This window comes from Shewanella sp. K8, assembly GCF_028823715.1.
Lineage (GTDB): Bacteria > Pseudomonadota > Gammaproteobacteria > Enterobacterales > Shewanellaceae > Shewanella > Shewanella algae.
The window spans coordinates 1-20,125 of record NZ_JAPEHY010000053.1 but is presented as its reverse complement, the minus strand read 5'-3'; the positions used below and the strand labels follow the sequence as shown (position 1 = coordinate 20,125).

Genomic DNA, 20,125 nt, shown 5'->3' with positions numbered 1-20,125 from the left:
CCTCTAACCCTATAAACAGGGGCCTTATTGCTGAACGACTTTTAAAACTCTGATGTATTTTGTCCTTAACTTTAATCCAGTCTCGGTATGGCGGGGAAAAGTTGTTAAGTGTCGACACTTCCTCTGGAGAAGCTGCTCTATTAACAAGAAACTCTAGTATTTGTTCGATTTGGTCTTCAATTAAAAGAGGTAAGCTCCAATTTGCCCACTGCCCCCAGTCCTTCCAGTCTTCATATGCTTTTTCTCCATTGTTTTTTGGCCCATTTCGCCAGTCGGAAATATTTTTATAGTCCCCAGACAGCAGCTTTGACTGGGGGGCAAACCCGCGCTCTCTAGCCTCTTTAACCCTATGCTTCAACGCCTTAAGCTCCTGAGAATTCAATGGTGGCAATTTTTCTTCTTGCTGGCTTTCTGGAGAAACACTTTGAATCAATCCCTCACGTCCATTGTCTTTACTGGTAGGCATTACATAAGTCGATTTTTTACTTAATTTACTGTTCATAAAGTCCCTTTTATAAGTGTTAACTTTAGTGGTCAAGTTAAATTGGCCACGGTTTTGTATTCAAGCCAGTATCTTCGCTATGACTCGTTCGGTGCACTAGAACTTTGGTAAAGTATCGCCAGCTATGCTTGTGAGTCGTGATCTTTCCCCCGAATTCAAGCCGTCAATTGGGGATTAGAAAGCCAGGTCCAACTGCTGCAAAGCTTCCTCTGCCGGTGAGTGGCTGTCATCCTGGCTGACCAGCCCGGCAGCCACCCCCAGCAGACGGATGCCTCGGCCGTTGGCTCTTTGCAGTGCCTGGGTCAGCAATTCATCCAGCAGGCGCACAGATAACTCACTCGAGCGGGTTTCTATAGTGGTCTGTTTAAAGTCACTGAACTTGAGTTTGACTACCAGCTTATGAATTTGCCTGTCTTTGGCTCCGCGCTCCAGACGGCGGGCCAACTCCTGCACCAACTGTGGCATTACCTGGCGACACTGGGCCAGGGTATGAATATCCTCTGCCAGCGTGGTTTCTACCCCAACAGACTTGCGCTCTCGGTTGATGGTCAGTTCACGCTCGTCTATCCCCTGAGCCCTTTCATAAAGCAAGGTACCAAACTTTCCAAACCGCTGTTGTAACTTGGTCAGCGGCACCTTTTGCACATCCGCGCAGGTATGCAGCCCCATATCGGCCAGCTTCTGGGCGGTGACCTTACCGACGCCGGGGATCTTGATAAGCGGCAGGTTTTTTACAAACTCAGGCAGTGCCTGTGGCGTGACCACATACTGGCCGTTGGGCTTGTTGAGATCCGATGCCACCTTGGCGAGAAACTTGACCGGGGCGATACCTGCCGAAGCCGTCAGGCCGGTTTCTGCCAGGATATCGGCGCGAATAGCCTCGGCAATGAGGGTGGCCGAGCCTTGGTATAACGAGCTATCGGATACATCCAGGTAGGCTTCATCCAGCGACAGAGGTTCAATCAGTGAGGTATAGCGGGCGAAGATGGCCCGGATCTCTGCCGAGACTTCCTTATAGACAGACATGCGCCCGGGGATCAGCAGCAGCTCCGGGCAAAGCTTTAACGCATAGGCCGAGGCCATGGCTGAGCGAACGCCAAATTTACGCGCCTCATAATTGCAGGTGCTTATCACCCCGCGTCTGTCACTGCTGCCGCCGACGGCCAGAGGTCGGCCACGATATTCTGGAAAATCACGCATCTCCACTGCGGCAAAATAGCAGTCCATGTCGATATGTATGATCTTTCTCAAGCTTGCTTTCCGGATCTCAAAGGGCTCGGTCGAGCCGGACACAAACAGAGTACTGTATAAAAACACAGTTAACAAGCCAGGATAACGAAAAAGCAGATCAATCGAGAGCAAAAAAGGAGAGCCAGGGCTCTCCTTAATGGATTTAAAGCTCGTCTTAATCGATGCGGAACTGACCTATGTTGCGCCCCAGAGCCGTGGCCAACTGTTGGAATGCCTGCATCTGATGTGACAGCTCTTCGCTGGCGCTCAGGGATTCATCGGAGCGGCCACGAACATTTTCAATGTTGCAGGCCACTTCTTCGGCCACCACAGCCTGCTGGCCTATCGCCGCAGTGATCTCCATGGTTTGCAGCTGGATGGCATCCACTGCCGCGGTTATTTCTGTCAGTGCCCGCTCAACTTCCAGAGTCAGGCTTTGGCCCTGGTTGGCCTCCCTGACTCCGGCTTCCATCACCTGTTCGGCTTGTTGTGCCTGTTGCTGCAAAGTCTGGATAATACCCTGAATATTGGTCGTGGAGTCCTGAGTGCGGGATGCCAGGGTGCGCACCTCATCGGCCACAACCGCAAAGCCCCTTCCCTGCTCGCCGGCGCGAGCCGCTTCAATGGCGGCGTTGAGTGCCAGCAGATTGGTTTGTTCGGCAATGGCGCGGATCACACTGAGCACCTCGCCTATCTCCTCTGAGCTGCTTCTGAGCGCCCGAATAACCCCCGCAGCCTGGTTGACCTGAGTGGAAAGTGAGTGCATTCCCTGACTGGCCTGCTGCACCACATCTGCGCCGTTTCTGGACTGCAACAACGCCGTCTCGGAAAACTCGGCGGCTCGTTGGGCGCTGGTCGCCATCTCCTGGCTTGTGTGGGCCATTTCGGTAGCGGCTGTGGCCACTGAGGCAATTTCCTGTTTCTGGGCGCTGACAGAGGCCAGTGCGTTGTCACACACCTCAGCCGCGGCGGCAACACCATTATCCACCCGACCACTGAGTTCACGGGTTTCCAGCAACAGACTCTGCACCTTGGCGGCAAAACGGTTGAATGCCGCGCCGAGACGCCCAAGTTCATCGGCGCGGTTGATTTCAATGCGGCGTGACAAGTCGCCCTCACCCTCGGCGATATCTTCCATGGTGTGCAGCAGGCTATTGAGATTACGCCGAAACGGCAACATCATCAGGAAAACGGTTAACGCCACCAGTAAAATAATCCCCACTGAGACCAGGCTGGTTTGCCAAAGGCTTTGCTTCACCGGTGCCTGAAACACTTCATTGGGCAACATGAACCCCAAATACCAGCGCACCTTGGGATAATCACCGCGAATGGCAATGTAGCTCACCCGCTGCAACTCTCCCTGATAAGTGACTTCGGCAATACCGGCATCCCGGGTTTGCATTTCACGTTTCAGTTCACTAAAACCCTGATTGTCGCCGCTGAGATTGTCAATAACGGCCGCATCAGAGCCGGCGGGAAACCCCTGGTTAAAACCCGGGAAGTAAACCAGCTTTCCCTGCTCCGTCATCAAAAACGCCTGGCCTTCGCCCCGGTATTTGATTGGCGCCAACAAGTTTTTACCTATGGTATCGATGAGAATATCCATACCGCCTATGCCTATCAGGCGACCATTGGCATCCTTGACTACTGTCTTGACCGTGGCCGAGATTGAGCCGTCGTTGGCATCCACGGCCGGGTCACCGACAAACAAACCATTTTTGTCTATCGCCTCCTGCCACCAGGGACGTTTGTTGGTGTAGTAGTCGGGATCGCCATCGTAACGGCCATTGAGATCAAAGTACTCGAAGGTATTGGCCGAGCCGAAGAACACCGACTTGATCTCCTTGTCCTGCTCGGAGAAAAAGTGGAAGTAATCCACCAGCTGTTGATAGCCGGGATCGAGACTGAGATCTGAGCCACGGCTATGGTATTTGGCAAACCAGTTATTGATGGCAGGGTTAGCAAAGACAGAGTGAATAATCTGCCCCTTGGCGTAGAAGTAATTGCCGATTTCATTGGCCTTGAGGGTGATCAGCGCCGATATGTCCTGATCTATGCGGGCACGGGTATCGTCGCTGCTGCTCTTGACCATCATGGCGGCCACTATAGACAACAACAGCGCCAGGGCACCGACGATAGCCAATACAAGTTGCAAACTGAGAGAACGTCTTATCTGCTCCATTGCGAGTCCTATTTGTTATATTTTTATTTAAGGAAACCAGCAATGTATCAGAATCTGTTAACAATTTTGAATACTAAATGACAAGAAACAATATAATTTTCTATGTAAACAATCCACTGCACCAAACCGAAGCAATTCAGTGCCTTATTGCCCAATTTAAGTACATTCAAATTTAATTCAGGCTCAATGCAGCACCAGATAGCAAAAGAGCCGCAATAGCGGCTCCTGTCGGGACGGCTTTGATACCGTTACATCTTGGACTGGATGTAATTCTGTAGCCCAACCTTGTCGATAAGGCCCAGCTGTTTCTCCAGCCAATACATGTGGTCGTCTTCGGTTTCTTCCAGCAATAGCTCCAACAACTCCCGGCTCTGATAGTCCTTGAGTTGCTCACACAAGGTGATGGCTTCTCTCAAGTTAGCGGCAACCTTATATTCATATTGCAAGTCGTTGTGCAGCATCTCCTGCACATTCTTGCCTATGGTGAGGGCGTCGCGACTGGCAACATCCGGAGTGCCTTCCAGAAACAGTATCCGTGCAATCAACTTGGCGGCATGCTCTCTTTCATCGTCCGACTCATGCTTGATCCGCTCATAGAGCTCATTTAGCCCCCAGTCTTCATACATATGGGCATGCACGAAGTACTGATCCATTGCCGACAGTTCCCCGGTCAGCAGCTTGTTGAGCACATCTATGACTTGCTGATGGCCTTTCATACCTGTCTCCTTATTCTTTCTCAATCTGTGACTGCAGATAGTTAGCCAGTCCGGTCAGGCTTATCAGCTCAAACTGAGCTTCCAGCCAATCCAGGTGTTCCTCTTCATCTTCCAGCAGATCCTCGAGGATATCGCGACTGACATAATCACGCTCAGTCTCACACAGGGCAATGGCATCTCGCAGCACTGTCAGTTGCTCTTCCAGCATCTGTTTGTCACAGGCCAGCATCTCTTCGCTGTGTTCACCTATGCGTAACTTGTCCAACTGTTGCAAGTTGGGCAGGCCTTCGAGAAACAACACCCGCTCGATAAGCTTGTCGGCGTGCTTCATATCCTGAATCGATTTCTTGTAGGCTTTGTGGTTGAGTCCTTCCAGGCCCCAGTTCTTGAACATGCGGGCATGAAGGAAGTACTGATTGATGGCTGTCAGCTCACAGGTCAACACCTTGTTGAGCTGGGACACCACTTTGGGATGACCTTTCATTATCTCGTCCTTTAGCTTTGATTAAACTTGATCCAAGTCAATGTTTCCAGCCTAGCCCAAAGCGGGACGCATTACAAATTAACCTTTAATTTCACAAACTTACAAAAGATAACCATTATCATTTTAACTAAGGTTAGCAAGCTGCTTTTAAGCACAAGTGATCAAAAAAGCTCGATATCATCTTCTATCTGTGGCCCCTGGAGCTTGCCTTCTTCCAACAGTTGCCCATAAAACGCCACTTGGTTGCGACCATTGCCTTTGACAAAATACAGTGCGTTGTCGGCCTGATTGAGCAAGGTTCCGGGCTCAACCCGGGGATCTATTCCCACAATGCCCATAGAGATGCGGATCCCGCCCAACCGCTCCTGCTGCAATTTGGCCAGCCTGTGGGTAAACTCCTGACACAACTTAAGCAAGGCACTGCGGGTACGCGGCGCCGGCAGGATAACAAACTCATCACCGCCAAAACGGAACATGAGATCCTGAGGGTTAAACACCTGCTTCATCAGCGCCGAAACCTGCAACAGGACTTCATCGCCATAGAGGTGGCCGAAGGTATCGTTGATTTTCTTGAAGTAGTCTATATCGAAGATGCAAATCCACAGCTTGAGCTCCTCTTCGGCGTCCATACTCGCCTGTTCCTGCTTGAGTTCACAGGCAATTTCCACCGAACTGTATAACTGTGGCAAAAAGGCTTTGCGGTTCAATAGATTGGTAAGGCTGTCGGTTTCACTCTCTACCACTATGTGGAAATAGTTCTCATAGACTTTGGCAAAACCTCTGAGCAAAACCATATCTTGCTCAGTCAATAAAGGCGCGCTGACCAAGAGCACCTTGGTGAGTTTATCGTTGATGATGATGGGAACAGCCAACTCCTGGTGCAGACCGTTGGAGAAACAGATCTCCCTTTGCTGTTCGATACAGAGTTTGACCGATACAGCCAAGGTGGCGCCGTTAACATTGCGCTGACCATCCAGGCCACCCTTACGCTTGGTAAGCTTATCCACATCCAGGATACACACCTCATCAATGCTGAGCATTTGCGATACTGTGGACACCAGGCTCTCGGCCAGCGAATCCAACTGCCGCTGCTCGGTCAACTGTACCACTGAATCGAGAATAGCTTCCGGCTCCCTGCTCATCGGTATATCTCCTCTACAGAGCGCTTGTCCATGCCACAGAGTGTAGTACAGCAGGAATTAACGGGCGGAGCGGGCGAAAAAAAGGCCTCCGAAGAGGCCCTTTTTCAAATAATTCTATCTTTGGTTAAACGCTCGCGCCGGGCTTCTTCAGCCGCTTCACGGGCCTTGCGTTTATCGCAGGGCTCATCACAGTCGCAGGCCTTTTCTATACCCAAAACCCCGAGGCCACCACAGCTGCCCTGTACCGCCTTGCGCTTGATTAAATAACCCACAGACATCAGCAGGAAAAACGCCAGCAGAATCACAAAGGCCGCAATAAAAGTACTCATAAAGGCTCCAATTACTCTAGTGGACGAAGGCTTTAAACGCAGAGCTATAGTATACCTTAAACCCTTCGTCCTGTTTTTCAATCAGCATGATGGCCAGCTTTTCCTTTTCGGCCAAGGCCAACGAGGCTTCTGTGCCCATCACCATCATGGCAGTGGCAAAACCATCGGCCGTCATACACTCAGGGTGCAACACAGTGACAGAGGCCAGTCTGTGCTCTACCGGAAAGCCACTGCGTGGGTCGATAATATGAGTGAAGCGCTGTCCGTCCTCCTCATAGTAGTTGCGATAGTCGCCCGAGGTAGCCATGGCCATGGTGCCCGGCTCTATCACCTGTTGCACCGCCCGGCCATTATCCGCCGGCTGCTCTATCGCCACCCGCCAGGGTTTGCCATCGTCTTTGGTTCCCTTGACGCTGATCTCACCGCCAATCTCCACCAGATAACCTTTGGGCTGATACTTATCCAGCAAACGAGCCACTTTATCGACCCCGAATCCTTTGGCTATGGATGACAAGTCCACATAGACGCTGGACTGACTCTTGCTGAGCAGGTCCCCTTCTATCTGAATGGCATCTATCCCCATTCGCGCCTTGGCCTCGGCTATCTGCTCGGCAGAAGGCACTTCCAGAGGCCGTTTGTCCGGGCCAAAGCCCCACAGGTTGACCAAGGGGCCCAGGGTGATATCGAGCGCGCCGTCAGTGAGCTGATATAACCTGATACCTTCACGAATATTGGTAATGGTATCGGCTGAAACTGTCAGGCTCTGGCCTTGCTGGAGCTGATTGAAACGCGAAAGCTCGGAGTCGGGTCTGTAGGTCGACATCTGGTCGTTCACCTGCTCCAGTGCCATATCGATTTCAGCCTGCAACAACTGGGCATCCGGCAAACTTTTGCTGTTAACCACCTTAATATGATAAGTGGTGCCCATGGTACTGCCGGAGAGCGCAATCACTTCATCCTGACTGCTGCAACCAGAAACAAAAAAGGCCAATCCCATAAGGACCAGCCAATTTGCCAGCGTTGTAAACTTAGCGGTCTTGAACTGCATACTATGAATTTCCCTTACAAACTGGCACTGCCAAAAGGCAGTGCCAGGGAATGAACTAATGCTTAGCCACCGAAGTCATCCAGGAGGATGTTTTCATCTTCAACGCCAAGATCTTTCAGCATAGCAATTACCGCTGCGTTCATCATTGGAGGTCCACACATGTAGAACTCACAATCTTCAGGGGCGTCGTGCGACTTGAGATAGTTCTCATAAAGCACGTTGTGAATGAAGCCTGTGTAGCCATCCCAGTTATCCTCAGGCTGAGGATCGGACAGGGCCACATGCCAGACAAAGTTATCATTCTCAGCCGCCAGGCCATCGAAATCTTCAACATAGAACATTTCGCGCTTGGAACGGGCACCGTACCAGAAGCTCATCTTACGCTTGGACTTAAGACGCTTGAGCTGGTCGAAGATATGAGAACGCATAGGCGCCATACCTGCACCACCACCGATAAAGACCATTTCAGCATCGGTATCTTTGGCAAAGAACTCACCGAATGGACCGGAGATAGTGACTTTATCACCTGGCTTGAGACTCCAGATGTAAGACGACATCTTACCACAAGGCAGACTCAGATTCCGTGGTGGAGGTGTGGCAATCCGCACGTTCAGCATGATAATGCCAAACTCTTCCGGATAGTTGGCCATAGAGTATGCACGAATGGTTTCTTCATCAACCTTGGATTCCAGGTTGAAGAAGCCAAAGTGTTCCCAGTCACCACGATACTCTGCTGGAATATCGAAGTCTTTGTACTTCACATGGTGAGCAGGGGCTTCAATCTGAATATAACCACCAGCACGGAAAGGTACAGACTCGCCATCAGGGATCTGCAGCTTAAGCTCTTTAATGAAGGTCGCCTTGTTATCGTTGGAGATAACAGTACATTCCCACTTCTTGATGCCGAAGATCTCTTCGTCCAGCTCAATTTCCATATCTGACTTGACGTTAACCTGACAAGACAGACGGCAACCCTTACGGGCATCACCCTTGCTGATATGATCCAGTTCGGTTGGCAGAATATCACCGCCACCGGACTTAACGTTGACACGACACTGACCACAAGAGCCACCGCCACCACAGGCAGATGACACGAAAATACCGTTGTTGGCCAAAACGCCCAGCAACTTGCCACCGGCAGCAGTGGTAATCGCCTTCTCTGGGTCACCGTTGATGCCAATAGTAATATCACCGCTGGAGACCAACTTGGATTTGGCGAACAGGATCACCAATACCAGGATCAGAACTATCGCGGTAAACATACTCACACCGAGGTAAACCTCGAGTGGAGTAGACTTAAAAATACCAAGAATATCCATTAACTTATCCTTAGAGGTTCAATTTCGGAAGCCGCTTGGTGTCCCTTAAAGGGACACACCAGAGAACGACATGAAACCTAAGGCCATCAGACCCGCAGTGATAAAGGTAATACCCAGACCACGCAGACCATTAGGCACATCAGCATACTTCAGCTTCTCACGGATACCGGCCAACAGGACGATAGCTAATGCCCAGCCCAAACCGGAACCGAAACCGAACACCAGGCTCTCACCCAGGTTGTAGTCACGTTCAACCATGAAGGATACCGCACCGAAAATCGCACAGTTTACTGTGATCAGCGGCAGGAAGATCCCCAGGGCGTTGTACAGTGGCGGGAAGTACTTATCCAGAGCCATTTCCAGGATCTGAACCAAGGCTGCGATAACACCGATAAAGGTAATGAACTTAAGGAAGCTCAGATCGGCATCCGGTACACCGGCCCAAGCCAATGCACCAGGAGCCAGGATACCCTGATAGATCATCTGGTTAACTGGTACTGAAATAGTCAGTACCACAATAACCGCAACCCCGAGACCCATGGCCGTCTTCACTTTCTTGGAAACGGCCAGGAAGGTACACATCCCCAGGAAGAAGGCCAGTGCCATGTTTTCGATGAAAACAGAGCGAATTAACAAACTGATATAATGTTCCATCGCGCTTACCCTTTTGCTTCTACTTGCTCTGGCTTATAAGTGCGGATTATCCAAATCAGAATACCGATCAGGAAGAAGGCACTTGGCGGCAGCAGTAACAGGCCGTTGGGCTGATACCAGCCACCGTCTGAGATTTTGGAGAGTATCTCAACACCAAACAGCGAACCGTTACCAAAGAGTTCACGGACGAAACCTACGCTCATCAGCACCAGACCATAACCCAAGCCGTTACCTATACCATCCATAAAGCTCATCAGTGGTGGCGTCTTCATCGCATAGGCCTCGGCACGGCCCATCACGATACAGTTGGTAATAATCAAACCAACGAATACCGACAGCTGTTTGGAGATGTCGTAGGCGTATGCCTGCAGCACCTGATCCACCACGATTACCAGCGAGGCAATAATGGTCATCTGCACAATAATCCGCACGCTGGCAGGAATATGGTTACGTATGATGGAGATAAACAGGTTGGAAAACGCTGTTACCGCCGTCAGTGCTATGGTCATCACCAATGCGGTTTCCAGCTTACTGGTTACCGCCAGTGCACTACATACCCCGAGGATCTGCAGCGCAATAGGGTTATTGCTGACTATAGGTCCGGTGAGAACCTGTTTGAGTTCTTTACTGTCGGCCATTAGCTCAATCCTCCATTGCGTGCTTTTTCAATAAAGCGAGCAAAACCTTCATCGCCCAGCCAGAATGTCAGCGAGTGCTGAACACCATTACTGGTCAGAGTCGCGCCGGACAAGGCATCAACACCATGGTCTGTCTCGGCTACGGCTGGGTTTTTAGTCACTGTGATAGCTATGTTGCCCTGCTCGTCAAACAGCTTCTTGCCCTGCCATTTGGCTTTCCAGCTTGGGTTTTCAACTTCGCCACCCAGTCCAGGGGTTTCACCTTGGTTGTAATAAACCAGGTTCTGGATGGTGTTCATGTCCGGTTCCAGCGCCAGGAAGGCGTACATGGTTGACCACAGGCCATAGCCATGAACCGGCAGGATCACGCTGGTCACTTTACCGGCATCATCACGCACCAGATAAACCACGGCATTTTTGGCAATCCGCTTAACCGAAGCAATGTCATGCTCAGGCACCACAGAGGTGGCTGGATCACGAGAGGCTTTCTGTTGATCATAGGTATCGCCGTTGATATCGGTCACTTCGTCACCGGTTTTCAGCTCGATAACCTTGGCTTCAACATACTTTTTGTAAGTTTCCAGAACCACATCTTTGCTGACCTTGCCGGATTTGGTGTCGATCAGGTTGGCGGCTTCCAGAATAAACTTCTGCTTATCCAGCAGTTTGTTTTCCTGCTGGGTTGGCTTGAGCAGTACCGCTGCGGTCGATACGAAAATCGAGCAGATAAGACACAGGCCAACGACGACAAATAGCGTTCTTCCGAACGAATCCTTATTACTAGCCACGAGCAATCCTCCGCTTGATGTTTGCCTGGACTACAAAATGGTCAAACAGTGGCGCAAACAGGTTGGCAAACAGAATCGCCAGCATCATGCCCTCTGGGAATGCAGGGTTGATGACACGGATAAACACTGCCATGGCACCTATCAGGATACCGTAAGCCCATTTGGCCTGGTTGGTGAAGGAAGCCGACACAGGGTCAGTGGCCATAAACATCATACCGAAGGCAAATCCACCCAGAACCAGGTGCCAGTACCAAGGCATGGCGAACATGGGGTTGGTTTCAGAACCAACCTGATTCAGCAGCAGTGACACGGCAATCATACCAACCATCACGCCGCCGACGATGCGCCAGGAAGCGATACGGGTATAGATGATAACCAGACCACCGAGCAGGATAGCCAGAGTGGAAACTTCACCGACAGAACCAGGAATAAAGCCGAAGAAGGCATCCCACCAGTTCTGGTTGAAGGCGTAGTCCAAGGTACCTGAAGCCGCTTGACTCAGCGCAGTGGCGCCGGAGAAACCGTCGGCAACCACCCAGGAGTTGTCACCGGACATGTTCAACGGATAGGCAAAGAACAGGAAGGCACGACCGGCCAGTGCAGGGTTGAGGAAGTTACGCCCGGTACCACCGAACACCTCCTTGGCCACCACCACACCGAAGCTGATACCCAGTGCCACCATCCACAATGGGATAGTTGCAGGCAGCGTCAGGGCAAACAGCACTGAGGTCACGAAGAAGCCTTCGTTGACTTCATGGCCACGAACCGAGGCGAACAGCACTTCCCAGATACCACCGACCGCGAAGGTCACGGCATATATAGGCAGGAAGAAACAGGCGCCATACCACATCAAGGTGGCCCAGCCGGAATCGGCTGTCAGCTGAGTACCGAAGAGTTCAAACAGACCCACCTGCCAAACATCGGGAGTACCGAAGCCGGCGGCCAGGGCGATTTGCGCCTGCAGACCCACGTTGTACATCCCGACAAACATGGCGGGGAAAGTACAGGCCCAGACGGTAATCATCATACGTTTCAGATCCAGGTTATCGCGCACATGGGTCTTGCCCTTGTTCACTTTACCCGGGGTGTAAAAAATGGTCGCTGCGGCTTCATAGAGCGCATACCACTTCTCGTATTTACCGCCCTTTTCAAATTGCGGTTCAATACGCTCAAGAAAATCTTTCAAGCTCATAAGCCTTCCCTCTCGACGGTCTCCAAGCAGTCACGCAGGTATGAACCATAGTCATACTTACCGGGACATACGAAAGTACACAGTGCCAGGTCTTCTTCATCCAGCTCCAGCGCACCCAATGCTACGGCGCCATCGGTATCACCGGAGATCAGATCACGCAGCAACATAGTGGGCAGAATATCCAGAGGCATCACCCGCTCATAGTTGCCGATAGGCACCATGGCCCGCTCGGAACCACCGGTACTGCTGGTCATATTGAACAGACGGGAAGGACTCAAGTGACCCAGGAAAGCTCGGGTAATGGAGAACTTATCGGCTCCAGGCATTACCCAACCGAAGAACTCTTTCTCTGTACCTTCTTCAATCAGGGTCAACTGCTGGAAGTAGCGTCCCATATAAGCATGGGGACCTGTTGCAGTACGGCCGTTGAGCACAGAACCTGAGATAACCCGAACTTGGCCATCGGCTTCGTCTTGGGTCAGGGCCTGAGTGCTGGCACCCAACAGAGTGCGTACCAAGCGAGGGTTCTTGGCTTTAGGGCCAGTGATGGCCACAACGCGCTGGTTGTTCAGTTCACCTGTGGTAAACAGCTGACCTATCGCGATGACGTCCTGGTAACCCAGGTACCATACGCTGCGACGGGCAGAGGCAGGCATCAAGAAGTGGATATGAGTTCCAGGCAGACCCGCTGGATGGGGACCGGCAAACTCTTCCACTTGGGCATTACCCGCTGGAATGTCTGCTCCTGGTGCTTTACAGACGAAGACTTTGTCTGTCAGTCGGGCCAGTACTTTCAGGCCGTTGACAAAATCGTCTTTATGCTCAGCGATAACAACTTGAGGGTCACCAGCCAGTGGCTGGGTGTCCATGGCTGTCACGAAGATAGCCGCTGCTGTCGCATCCACTGCCGGCACCTTACTGAAAGGACGGGTGCGCAATGCGGTCCACATACCTGATTCAATCAGATTGTCGCGAACCTGCTGCGGTTCCAGAGTATCCAGAGCCTGGGCATCATACTTGGCAAAAGAGACAGCTTCGTCCCCTTCGATCTCTATGACGACTGACTGCAGAACACGTTTGGCGCCGCGGTTGATTTCTAATATTGTGCCACTGGCCAAAGCCGTATATTTGACGCCAGGATTCTTTTTATCTTCAAAAATCACCTGACCTTTTTGCACTTTATCGCCCACTTTGATCTTCATCGTTGGACGTAAGCCAATATACTCTTCACCCAAAGTAGCTACGTGTTTAATGGCTGGGCCATCATGGATAACTTGCTTTGGTCCGCCTGCTAGAGGCAAATCCAATCCTTTCTTAATTGTAATCATATCCACATGCACTACGTTTTGAAGGAAAGACAATGCGCCGCGTTCCTGCTAACCCCCGACTCTCACACAAAAAATCGAGCGTTGAGCTAGCGCAGATTTATCACAGAAATGCGATCGCAATCACGCTGGTCGCGCGCATTTTACCCCAATTGCAACGCTATCGCCACGAAAATTGTAGTGTTTTAACCTGCTTTCAAAGCGACCAAGAGAGAATCGAGCGGAGTTGAACAAGCGGAGATCGCGGCAAGCGGGCGAAAGGCAGGATTTTGTCCTGACTCATAAAGTTATACTTTTCATTTTTAAAGAATTAATCAACCAAATAGTCGAAAATACTTATTTCACCTCCCCGGCCTTACCGGGGAGGCTCTGCTTCAAAATTTCATCCGATAGCCCAGCTGTAAACGTCGGCCAACACTTGCCAACAAGCCGGTGTCATCTTCACGTAACGGGCCCGCGTCATCGAGCAGATCCTCGGCGCGAAAATAGAGCTGATGTTTTGAGTTGAAGTCATAACTCAGCAGCAGATCCAGTTGCATGCTGTCCTTTGCCGTCACCTGAGGGGTAAGGCTTGCCACTTCTGAACGATATATACCCAGAGCCCTGGCCTTAAAGCCGTCCCACTCCAGCCCAACATGAAGACTCAAGGTATGCTCGGGCAACCAGGGCAGCTGTTTATCGGCCATCAGGCAAGGTCCGCTCAGCATAAGACAACCCGAGTGCTGCGCCTTGGCTTGGGTGTAATGGTACTTGAGCCCCATGGGCCAATTGACAGTGCCTGAGTCCAGGCTGTAGTCGAGCGCCAGTTCGGCGCCTTTGACATCCACTTCCCCGAGATTGTATTGATTGAGGCGCAGCGCTGGGTCGCAGAAGCTATTTTCCGTGCAATCAAAATGCAGATTGTCGAAGTCTCGCTGGTACAGGCTCAGTGCACTTTTCAGCCTACCTGACTCAAAGCGGCCACCGAGTTCATATTGCCAGGCTTGCTGGGAGCGTTGCCCCTGGTTGCCGGGGCTCGCCGCCGCCCAGGCTCTGCCGGCACTGATGAACAGGCTCAGTGCCTCCCCGCGCCAACTGAGCTTGGCCGTGGGTAACCATTCACTTTCGGAGAAATCCGCGGCTGAAAGCGGCACTGTTTCGCTACTGCGCTCCAAGCTGACATCTTCATAGCCGACGCCGAGCTCCAGAGTCACGGCCGACCAATTGAGCTCAGCCGTCACCGCCGAGCTCCAGACACTGGCCTTGTCATCAATCCTGACACTCAGACTCTGCGCGGTATCACTCAGTAGTCCACCCTGCCATAACCAAGTCCCCAGGCCGGGGGCCAGCTCGGCCTTGTCTCTGTGCCAGCGGGCACTGTAACTCACCTTGTGGCGACCATATTGAGTAATGGCCTGAGTCTGGATCCCCATAGCTTCGAAGTCATCATCACGGCGAAAGTCGACCAATGAAACAGCGCCGATAGCATCGGCATCCAAGGCCGCCAATTGCTCAAGCACGTCACCTTGAATAAAGGCGCCATTGGCAAAACTCATCTGCAACTGCGAGCTATGATGGCTATGGTAGTAAAGCTCGGTAAACACCCGGGAGCCGGCAGTAGGCTCAACGCGGTGTGACAGCTGATATCTGTGACTGCGGCTCTTGAGCCTATCCTGCGTGGCAGCGCCATACACCAACTCAGGGTTCAGTTGCCAATCGGCAGCCGTCAGCCCCATTCCCGGCAAAAACTGCCGCTGCTGTGAATACTGATACTTGAATTCAGTATGTTGCCGACTGCGGGCACCCGGCAAGCTGTTGGCCGCTATCTTGAAAAGGACCTTGGTCTGGCTGTCGTCTTGCCCCTGCTCGGCGCTTCTCGGCTCCTGCCAGGGTTGCTGGCGCCTGTGGCTCGCCTGTAGCAATACCTTATAGTCATCGGCATCAATAAGACCGCGGCCCTCGGCGCCCCAACCTTTATCTTCATTGCCCTGAAGCCGCACACTCTTGCCCGGAGATTCGTGCAACCCCAGGCTTTGCGTTTCCAAAACACCAAAACTGCCGCTACCGCCATAGAGCAAGCTACCGGCGGCATTGGCCGAGCTGGCAACCAGGGTATCGGGATCCGGCAGTTGCCACAGATAAGGTGCAGAATAAGGTGCCGGCGCCAGATTGACCCTGTCTTCGATAATCGCCATTCCGGAATGGCCGCTGCCACCGCCGCCGCGGATACTGAAACTGCCAGGCAGGGTTGGGATAAGCTCGCCACTGGCGGTCAGTTGCCGCTCGGCCGAGTCATAGTACATGGCATTGATTGCTGCGGGCTCAAAAGCCGGATGATCAGCAGCCAAAGGCTCGGAAGCGTGCGCCCACGGCCCGGCCAAACTCCCGCTCACCAAACCGGCCACTGCACTCAACTTAAGCAAGCCACGCCTCTGACTCATATCCCAATCCCCTATCAGCAGTTACCGCATATTTGATGTTATATTTTTGTAAACTAACTGATTTGCGGACAAAAAAAAAGCGACTTGAGTAAATATCAAGCCGCTTGATTGAGCGAGGTAAGCCGGGCGGGATTTAGAGCTGCTTCAGCAGTTCCTCACTCAACTTGAGATCGTCGTTGCGGTTAACGCTGACACCGGCGGCAATAATATTGCGGGCAATATCCTGCGCCTGCTCCAGAGAATGCATCTGATAGGTACCGCACTGGTATTCGTTCAGCTCAGGAATAGCCTTTTGATCCTGTACCTTGAGCACATCTTCCATGGCTGCCAACCAAGCATCGGCAACCCGGCCTTCTTCCGGTGTCCCGATAAGGCTCATATAAAAGCCGGTGCGGCACCCCATGGGTGAAATATCTATGATCTCCACTCCGTCACCATTGAGGTGATCGCGCATAAAGCCGGCAAACAGGTGTTCCAGAGTATGAATGCCACGCTCGCTGAGAATATCCTTGTTGGGCGCGCAAAAACGCAGGTCAAATACCGTTATGGTATCGCCCTTTGGTGTGCTCATGGTCTTGGCCACCCGCACTGCCGGTGCCTCCATCTTGGTATGGTCCACAGTAAAGCTGTCTAACAATGGCATGGGTATTCTCCCTTGGATGGCAAGCTGGCTTGCACTGTTAAATGGTTTCGCGTCTCAAAGCGCTATTATTACAGCGCCAAAACACAAATGCAGCCCCTGGAGGCGGTTTATCAAGCCAGGACTTTTAACCACGGCACTTGGGCGACTCAGGCACGGCGCTTTGAGCATCCCATTCGGCCTGAGTATAAGTATGCATGGACAGCGCGTGCACGCCATTGGCCAGTTCTTCCGCCAAGGCCTGGTTCACTTCTCTATGGCGAGCCAGCAGACGCTTGCCATCAAAGGCTTCACTGACAATGATCACCTTGAAGTGCGTCTCTGAATTAGGCGGCACATGGTGATTGTGGCTCTCGTTGATGACTTCTATATGACTCGGCGTCAGGGCAAGGCGCAACTTCTGCTCTATGGTCTGGGCAACGGACATGGTAAAACCTGATATAAGCTGTTGGGATTGGCGGCAGGTTACTGCGTCGGCGAACAAAGATCAATCCGACAATTTTCAACCACCAGGAGGATGAAAACCCGGTTTGAGCCGCCGATAGGTGAGATTGAGCCTGGGCTCTGTGAGTTTCAGCCTTCTTGGCAAAGCATGTTGCCACTCCTGCTGCATCGGCCAGCGCATCAACAAGAGATCGCCCGAGTTAAGCCTGAGCCGCAGCTTCTCGCCGCTTTGCTTGTGTCTCAAATCAAAATCGCGCCCGGCGCCCAGACTGATTGAAGCGATATCGGCCCCCTCTGCCAGCTCAGGTTCATCGTCGCTGTGCCAACCCATGGCGTCGCGGCCATCGGCATAACGGTTTACCAGCACGCCGTTGCTGCCAAGCTGCCAATCCCGATCCAGCTTTTGCCTTAGCCGTAACAGATATTTGGGCCAGGGAAGCGCCCTGACCAATAACCCTGAGTAGCGATAATCACAGCCGTGATCGCCAAACCACACCTGAGTACGGGGAATGGCGTGACGCTTACCGAATATTTCAAGCTCGGGGCGAGTCAGGGGATAATGCTCCGCCTCACGCCAAATGGCATCCTGCTGTGCTGGATTGAGATAACCGCGCACCAGCAACATAGGCGGCTGCTCAAACCGCTGCACGCCTGTTGCCGACTCATCAGATGACCCAGGCTCAAGCGCAAACAAGGACTGCTGTATCTCTTTTGAACTCATATTTGAACTCATATTTGAACTCATGGCATTGTTTCTCTGTGGCTTATTGCGTGGCTTATTGCCCGGCTTAAGCCTTCTCTATTACATAATGACCAAGGCAGACTTTCGCAAATATCGCCTTGAGCGCCAGTATTTGCGATAATCCGCGCAAATTCGTCCTTTAAGCCCAGTTATATGACCAGCCAGTTCTCAGCCGCTGATATTCAGCTTACTCTGCACCGCTATCCCGAAGAGCAGGAATCCAACCTCCAGGCCTGGGACGCCGCCGATGAACACCTGCTCAAACAGCTCGCCGAGGAAGAGGCGCCTCAATCTGTGCTTATTATCAACGACAGCTTTGGCGCCCTGCTGTGCGCCATTCGCCAAGGTTACCCAGATGCAAAGGTTCACTGGAGCTCAGATGCCCGCACCTCCCACCTTGGTGCTCGACAAAATCTTGAGAAAAACCATCTCAGCGATGCCGACATTCACTGGCTAAACAGTCGGGAAATGCCAGCTTGTGTACCCGATACCATATTGCTGAAGCTGCCCAAGAACCTCAACTTTTTTGCCTGGCAGCTGACCATGCTGGCCAATATGCTTCCCGCCGGTACCCGGGTATTGATTGGCGCCAAGGCCAAATCCATCAATCAAGCCTTGTTGGCCCTGATTGGCAAACATCTGGGCCAGGCCAGCGCCAGTCTGGCATGGAAAAAGACCCGAGTGATTACCGCCTTCGCCGATGGCCAGGCACGCGAATTGCCGGCCCCCAGCGAGTGGCCCCTTGGCGAATTCGGCCTCAATATCTGTAATCTCAGCAATGTATTTGCCGCCGGCAAACTGGATATCGGCGCCCGTTTGATGTTGGCCAACCTCCCCGAAGGTGAGTTTAGCTCTGTGGTGGACCTGGGCTGCGGCAATGGCGTTTTGGGGCTTGCGGCGGCCAAGCGTTATCCCGAGGCGAGCATTCACTTTGTCGATGACTCAGAGATGGCCGTGGAAAGTGCCAGGCTCAACTGGCAGGGCAATGGCTTTGAAGCCGAACGCGGCCACTTTTATTGGGACGACTGTCTGAGTCATTTGAGCGCCGGTGTCGCACCGGATCTGGTGCTCTGTAACCCGCCGTTTCATCAGGGAGAGGCCATCACAGATCATATTGCCTGGCAGATGTTCCTCGATGCCAGACGGCGTCTGGTGAACGGCGGCATACTGCATGTGGTCGGCAACCGTCACCTGGGCTACCACATCAAGCTCAAGCGCCTGTTCGGCAACTGCAAGACCATAGCCTCCAATGGTAAGTTTGTGATCCTGCAAGCCTCCAAATAAAAAGACAAAAAGAGAGTAAATCTTGTTGCCCCATTCCGGCCCCCTTTGGGAACCCGGAAAGAAACAGGCCGGGAGAGACCCCGGCCTGTATAGTTAAATTTTGTAATTTCAGGCGGCAACTTTGCCGCGTCTGTAACGCAAACCGCCAAGCAGTATCAGACTTACGAGCGCCACCACTGACAGGCTGCCACCGGCATCGACTATCACGGTCGCGCCATCATCTCTGTCCCATTCGCGACTCTCCAGCGGCAAGGCATAGAGGCTATTGCTTTCATAAGAACTTATAGTCGCCACTATGTCACTGTAGCCGGGTTCATAGAGGTCGATCAGCACATCATAGTGATCGCTGGGGTAGCCGCTCTCCAACGTGGTGAGCACTTCAAAGTCATCCTGGGTACTGTCTCCCTGAATGTAGAACACCTCAGTGCTGTAGTAATGCTCCCAGTCACCGCCGTTGCGGCTCAGATAAAGCTCGGCATAAACGGGCACAGACTCGGCCGGATCATTGCCGTAAACATCGGCATCGAAGCGCACCGCAAAGCTGCGATAAAAGCCATCAGAGTCATAATCGTCATAAAGGTAGCTGGCCGCCTCATAAAAGCTGAACTCATGGTAATAGCTGTGGGCCGTAGTGGAGACCATCCGCTGCGGCGCGGCTTGGCTCTCGGGCAGTTTCTGTTTCTTGGCAATCATCTGCTCGCGGGTCATGCGCTCACCGGAAACTTGAGCTCCGGTAGATTGCCACTCCTGCTGCAGTTGCTTGAGCAACTGCCTGTGTTGTGCCGCCCGTAGCTCGGCGCCTGAGCTATCCTGTTCTTCGCTCGGTTGCTGCGCTTCTTGGCCGATGGAGACTTGTCCGCCAACAGGCTCCTTGGCATAGGCTGCAGGCGCACCCCAAAACAGAGCCAAAAACAGCGACAGGCTAAATACAGTGTAAGATAATAATTTCATAGTGCTTCTCCACAGGGCGCATCTCGTGCTTATCCGGGTTTAGGGAAGGTGCGAACAAGTCCCATGTGTGCTCTGCGTCGGCTTACAGGCCTGGA

The 20,125-nt window shown here is 52.4% G+C and carries 20 protein-coding genes; 1 reads left to right on the top strand and 19 read right to left on the bottom strand.

Annotated elements, in window-relative coordinates; translation table 11 throughout:
- The 18 genes from ON072_RS20110 to ON072_RS20025 form a co-directional block, all read right to left on the bottom strand.
- Positions 1-502, bottom strand: a 502-nt coding sequence (locus ON072_RS20110) for a hypothetical protein (RefSeq protein WP_274626160.1), incomplete at its 3' end; no start/stop codon positions are given.
- A 174-nt stretch (positions 503-676) separates the two neighbouring features.
- Complete coding sequence (gene dinB / locus ON072_RS20105; RefSeq protein WP_045283576.1) at positions 677-1,753, bottom strand: DNA polymerase IV; 1,077 nt, start codon at positions 1,751-1,753, stop codon at positions 677-679.
- 154 nt (positions 1,754-1,907) lie between these two features.
- On the bottom strand, positions 1,908-3,914 hold the full coding sequence (locus ON072_RS20100; protein ID WP_261753067.1) for a methyl-accepting chemotaxis protein: 2,007 nt from the start codon (positions 3,912-3,914) through the stop codon (positions 1,908-1,910).
- Between the two features lie 248 nt (positions 3,915-4,162).
- Complete coding sequence (gene bfr, locus ON072_RS20095; RefSeq protein ID WP_025011865.1) at positions 4,163-4,630, bottom strand: bacterioferritin; 468 nt, start codon at positions 4,628-4,630, stop codon at positions 4,163-4,165.
- Positions 4,631-4,640: 10 nt separating this feature from the next.
- Positions 4,641-5,114, bottom strand: coding sequence for a bacterioferritin (gene bfr / locus ON072_RS20090; protein ID WP_025011866.1), 474 nt, complete (start codon positions 5,112-5,114; stop codon positions 4,641-4,643).
- Between the two features lie 161 nt (positions 5,115-5,275).
- Complete coding sequence (locus ON072_RS20085) at positions 5,276-6,256, bottom strand: GGDEF domain-containing protein (protein WP_025887793.1); 981 nt, start codon at positions 6,254-6,256, stop codon at positions 5,276-5,278.
- Between the two features lie 104 nt (positions 6,257-6,360).
- Positions 6,361-6,585, bottom strand: a complete 225-nt coding sequence (gene nqrM, locus ON072_RS20080; protein WP_025011868.1) for a (Na+)-NQR maturation NqrM — start codon at positions 6,583-6,585, stop codon at positions 6,361-6,363.
- A 16-nt stretch (positions 6,586-6,601) separates the two neighbouring features.
- Positions 6,602-7,633, bottom strand: coding sequence for an FAD:protein FMN transferase (locus tag ON072_RS20075; RefSeq protein ID WP_107110653.1), 1,032 nt, complete (start codon positions 7,631-7,633; stop codon positions 6,602-6,604).
- 62 nt (positions 7,634-7,695) lie between these two features.
- On the bottom strand, positions 7,696-8,952 hold the full coding sequence (gene nqrF, locus ON072_RS20070) for an NADH:ubiquinone reductase (Na(+)-transporting) subunit F (RefSeq protein ID WP_025011870.1): 1,257 nt from the start codon (positions 8,950-8,952) through the stop codon (positions 7,696-7,698).
- A 45-nt stretch (positions 8,953-8,997) separates the two neighbouring features.
- A complete protein-coding gene (gene nqrE, locus ON072_RS20065) occupies positions 8,998-9,606 on the bottom strand; it encodes an NADH:ubiquinone reductase (Na(+)-transporting) subunit E (protein WP_025011871.1) in 609 nt (202 codons plus the stop codon).
- 5 nt (positions 9,607-9,611) lie between these two features.
- On the bottom strand, positions 9,612-10,244 hold the full coding sequence (locus tag ON072_RS20060) for an NADH:ubiquinone reductase (Na(+)-transporting) subunit D (protein WP_025011872.1): 633 nt from the start codon (positions 10,242-10,244) through the stop codon (positions 9,612-9,614).
- Complete coding sequence (locus tag ON072_RS20055; protein WP_025011873.1) at positions 10,244-11,032, bottom strand: Na(+)-translocating NADH-quinone reductase subunit C; 789 nt, start codon at positions 11,030-11,032, stop codon at positions 10,244-10,246. The genes ON072_RS20060 and ON072_RS20055 overlap by 1 nt, the downstream gene beginning before the upstream one ends.
- The gene (locus tag ON072_RS20050; RefSeq protein ID WP_028779747.1) at positions 11,025-12,224 is read right to left on the bottom strand and encodes an NADH:ubiquinone reductase (Na(+)-transporting) subunit B; all 1,200 of its coding nucleotides are present in this window, start codon (positions 12,222-12,224) and stop codon (positions 11,025-11,027) included. The genes ON072_RS20055 and ON072_RS20050 overlap by 8 nt, the downstream gene beginning before the upstream one ends.
- Positions 12,221-13,552, bottom strand: coding sequence for a Na(+)-translocating NADH-quinone reductase subunit A (locus ON072_RS20045; RefSeq protein WP_044735907.1), 1,332 nt, complete (start codon positions 13,550-13,552; stop codon positions 12,221-12,223). The genes ON072_RS20050 and ON072_RS20045 overlap by 4 nt, the downstream gene beginning before the upstream one ends.
- A 371-nt stretch (positions 13,553-13,923) precedes the next feature.
- Positions 13,924-15,969, bottom strand: coding sequence for a TonB-dependent receptor (locus ON072_RS20040; protein WP_261753068.1), 2,046 nt, complete (start codon positions 15,967-15,969; stop codon positions 13,924-13,926).
- Between the two features lie 133 nt (positions 15,970-16,102).
- Entirely contained in the window at positions 16,103-16,612 is a 510-nt protein-coding gene (gene luxS, locus ON072_RS20035) for an S-ribosylhomocysteine lyase (RefSeq protein WP_039033608.1), read from the bottom strand.
- 124 nt (positions 16,613-16,736) lie between these two features.
- Positions 16,737-17,036, bottom strand: coding sequence for a BolA family protein (locus ON072_RS20030; RefSeq protein WP_028779744.1), 300 nt, complete (start codon positions 17,034-17,036; stop codon positions 16,737-16,739).
- 75 nt (positions 17,037-17,111) lie between these two features.
- A complete protein-coding gene (locus ON072_RS20025; protein WP_025887785.1) occupies positions 17,112-17,759 on the bottom strand; it encodes an alpha-ketoglutarate-dependent dioxygenase AlkB family protein in 648 nt (215 codons plus the stop codon).
- A gap of 189 nt (positions 17,760-17,948) precedes the next feature.
- Between ON072_RS20025 and ON072_RS20020 the strand changes: the two genes are divergently transcribed.
- Complete coding sequence (locus tag ON072_RS20020; protein WP_208136017.1) at positions 17,949-19,079, top strand: methyltransferase; 1,131 nt, start codon at positions 17,949-17,951, stop codon at positions 19,077-19,079.
- A 108-nt stretch (positions 19,080-19,187) separates the two neighbouring features.
- On the opposite strand, the gene ON072_RS20015 is transcribed toward ON072_RS20020, so the two are convergent.
- Positions 19,188-20,030, bottom strand: coding sequence for a choice-of-anchor H family protein (locus ON072_RS20015; RefSeq protein ID WP_261753069.1), 843 nt, complete (start codon positions 20,028-20,030; stop codon positions 19,188-19,190).
- Between the last annotated feature and the right edge of the window lie 95 nt (positions 20,031-20,125).